The organism is Halomonas sp. 707D4 (genome assembly GCF_024158685.1).
Lineage (GTDB): Bacteria > Pseudomonadota > Gammaproteobacteria > Pseudomonadales > Halomonadaceae > Vreelandella.
This window is the reverse complement of record NZ_JAMZBD010000328.1, coordinates 1-3,663: the sequence shown is the minus strand read 5'-3', so window position 1 is coordinate 3,663 and position 3,663 is coordinate 1. Positions and strand designations below refer to the sequence as shown.

General features: G+C 60.6%; 1 protein-coding gene. It reads left to right on the top strand.

Annotated features, from left to right (window positions below; translation table 11 throughout):
• The coding region (locus tag BIS11_RS13040; protein WP_253586216.1) for an Ig-like domain-containing protein at positions 1-3,663 on the top strand (3,663 nt) is incomplete at both ends.

Genomic DNA, 3,663 nt, shown 5'->3' with positions numbered 1-3,663 from the left:
GCGGCGACGCTCGACATCACCGGCACCACTGTTGACGTGGCCCCGGGCAATACCGTCCGCCTGACGATCACCGACCAGAACGGCAACGTGATCAACGCCACTGCCGAAGTAGGGGCGGATGGCAGCTACAGCGTGGACGGCGTGGATGTCAGCACCCTGGTCGATGGCGATCTGACCATCGAGGCCGTGGCCACCGATCGCAACGGCAACGAGATCGATGCTCGAGACACGGTTGAGCTGGATGTGTATGAGCCGGGTGTGACCGTCGAGCTTCTCGGTGCGGGCAGCGACGGCATCTACAACATCGCTGAAATAGCGCAGGGCCAGCCCGGTAGCGTGACGGCGTCCATCACCTTGGAAGAAGGCACACAAGTAGGTGATACGCTGAGCGTCGTCGATGGTAACGGCGCGATCTTGTTCCAAGGCGATGTGACCCAGGCTCACCTGGACACAGGGCTACAGGTAGAAGTGCCGGTCGGCCAGGGAGTCGCGAATGTGAGCGTCACGGCGACCGTGCGCGATGCTCAGGGTAACCAAGCGATTAGTCAGGACAGCAAGGGTGTTTCGAATGTCGCGCCCGAGGCCACGATCTCCATCGACACCATCGCCGGTGACGACGTGATCGATGGTCGCGAAGCGACCCAGACCATTACCGTGACCGGTCGCGTGGGCGGCAATGCAAGCGTGGGCGATACCGTCACCTTGACCGTTGGCGAGCAGACTTACACCGGCCTTGTCGGCAACGATTTGACCTACGCCATCGACGTGCCCGGATCGACACTGGCCGTCAACGACCAGATTACCGCTGAAGTGACGGGCACGGACCGTGCTGGCAATCCGTATGAAAGTGCGACCGAGCGCGACTACGCCGTCAATGTCGATGTCACTGCCACATTGAGCTCTTTTCTGCATCCGGGAGGCGACGAGGACGCCTCGACGGTGACCTACACCGTCAAGCTGGGCGCCCCGGTGGATGTCGACAAGACCTTTACCTTAGAGGTCAACGGAGAAACACAGGCGATCACCGTGAAGGCGGGCGATAGCGTAGGTTCGGTGGATTACTTCTACAGCGACCCCGACGTCTATCTGGATGACGATATCATCGGCCTGCCCACCGGCCTGTCAGTGGACGGGGATGATACCGCCTGGCAATGGACGCTGGTCAACGATGCCAAGGCCTACGACATCGACGATAGCATCGATGTCACGACCGTCAGCCTCAAGGCGACCATCACCAAGGCTTCCTTCATCGATGTTGACAATGTCGATGTATCCAACAGCTTCAAGGTGACCGCTTATGGCACCGATGGACAGGTTGCCAACCTGTCCAAGGTGACGGGCACCGCTCATGACGGCTTCGGCGTCATGGGGCCGACCTCAGGCGGCGCGGACAGTCGGGAACTCGGATTTGGCAACAATGGCGTCAGTCAGAAGATCGCTATCGACTTCAACAATGAAGTCAAGAGTTTCGACGTGCAGTTCGCGTGGCGTAACAACAGCGAAAAGGCCAAGGTCGAGTTCATCAATGCCCAGGGGAATTCGGTCGGCTATGCGATCGTTTCCGGTGGCGGAACCTCGACCCAGGCGAAAGTGACCTACTATGACGCCAATGGCCAGGTCACCCGAGAGGAGTCCGTACCGGGCGGTTCCGACCGTGTCGACCAAGCCTACCGATTCGAGCCGGGCACGGGAGAGAGCTTCCTGCGTGCTGAGTTCACGGCGGTCGGGTTCGACGACGACTATCTCATCCACTCCATTGCCTACAATGAGGTACTCAGCGCAGGTACCACCACCATCACGGGCAAGTCGGATATCGTGTTCGAAGTCGTCACGTCCAATCCGCCGGATCCGAGCCACTATAGCTTCTCGGGTAATGATTTCCCGACGGCCCTGGTGGATATCGATGGTGTGATCCATACCGTGACACTCGATCGTAATGGTCGTGGTACCGTAGAAGTGACCGTCGACGGAGATCGCGATGTCGTGGCTAAGGTCATCGAGGTCAATGGCAATTTCGAAGCCGTCGATGTGCCGGTCGGTTTGACACTGGAGACGCAGCCGATTCCCGAGGTCACCCTGGCCGTGGAAACGGTTCAAGGCCTGGAAACCATCGTTAAGGACGGCTTCGCCGACCTGGGCGTAGGCGGCTCCGGCAATGGCTGGATCAACGATCCGCGCCCGCCGGCGGATACCGAAACCGTGCGCTTCGACTTCGGCGCGGCTCATGCCGGTGAAACCTTCACCTTGAGCTGGACCCAGCAGGCCAAGGGCGGCTGGGAGGACGGCCGCTCCGGGCGTGGCGGCACGCGCGATACCTTCAAAGTCTTCGTCAACGGGCAGGAGCAGTACGAAACCTCCTGGTACGACCCCTACAACAGCAACTGGACGCGCTTCAACCCGGAAAACCAGACGCTGACCGTGCGCCTGGACAGCAAGGGCCAGGCGGTGGTCGACTTCGAGGTACGCTCCACCGAAGCCAACGAAGTGGTTGATGTCAGCAATATCAAGGGCGCGCTCAACGTCGAGAGCACGATCTACAAGGTCGATCTGGCCGGAAGCGTGGCCAGCGGCGAGATCGACTATTACGAGGTGGTAGTTGACGGCGGGCAGCTTCTCTACAACGGCAACGTGGTCGCCAGCCAGAACGGCGTCTACCGCGTCGAGCCCGGTCAGTTGAACGGTCTGACCGTACGCCCGGATGCCGGCGTCGAAGCGTTCGATGTTCGCGCCACGTCGATCAGCGACAAGGGCGTCTCGAGCATCGAAGCGGCGGTGAACGTCGATATCGACGTGCCCGTGGCGCCGCCCGAGGTCAGCATCGACAGCATCGTGACGGGACAGGAAATCAACGTCAACGTGCTCTCGAAGGTGTGGGGAAGCCTGGCCGACAATAACTTTGGTACTTCCAGCACGGCGGTCAACAGTGGCAACAAGGACCAGATGCTCAGTGCCAATCAGTTGAACACTGGCCTGACGAGCAAGCTGTCGATCACCTCGCAGCTGGGTAGTAACGAAACGGCTTACTTCCAGGTCGGCGATGTCTACAAGCTGTCCTGGGTCGAGGCGGTGCCACAGTATTTCTTTGGGTGGGTGACGGGCTACAAGAACGAGACCAGGACCATGGAAGGCACGGTGACTCGTTCGGACAAGACCGATGTTCAGGGCGGAGCGAACGACATCGTGGTCTTCTCTGGCTTGGTCAACGGCAGCTCGCAAACGCTGGTGATCGACAGTAACCGAGACGGCATACGGGGCGCCAACTACTACACCAACGATAAGGCGGAGAGCACGGTCGGTTTCCGCGAGATGAAGGTGGCGGGGTCCGCCGCGCCGGAGGCGGACGTGAAGCTCACCGACGCCAGCGGCAAGCTGATCGACACCGTGAAAGCCGATACCAACGGCGAGTGGACCACGGCGCTCAAGCGTATCGAAGGCTCCACCGGCGAGCTGAAGGCCACGGCAGTTGATGCCGACGGCAACGTCTCCACCGACGTCAAGCACTACCAGCTGGGCGATACGGGCAATAATGCCCTGTACGGCACCGAGGGTAACGACATCCTCTACGGCGGCGCGGGCAACGATACCCTGGTCGGCGGTGATGGCGACGACGTGCTGATCGGCGGCAAGGGCGCAGACACCCTTCATGGCGGTGCCGGTAACGAC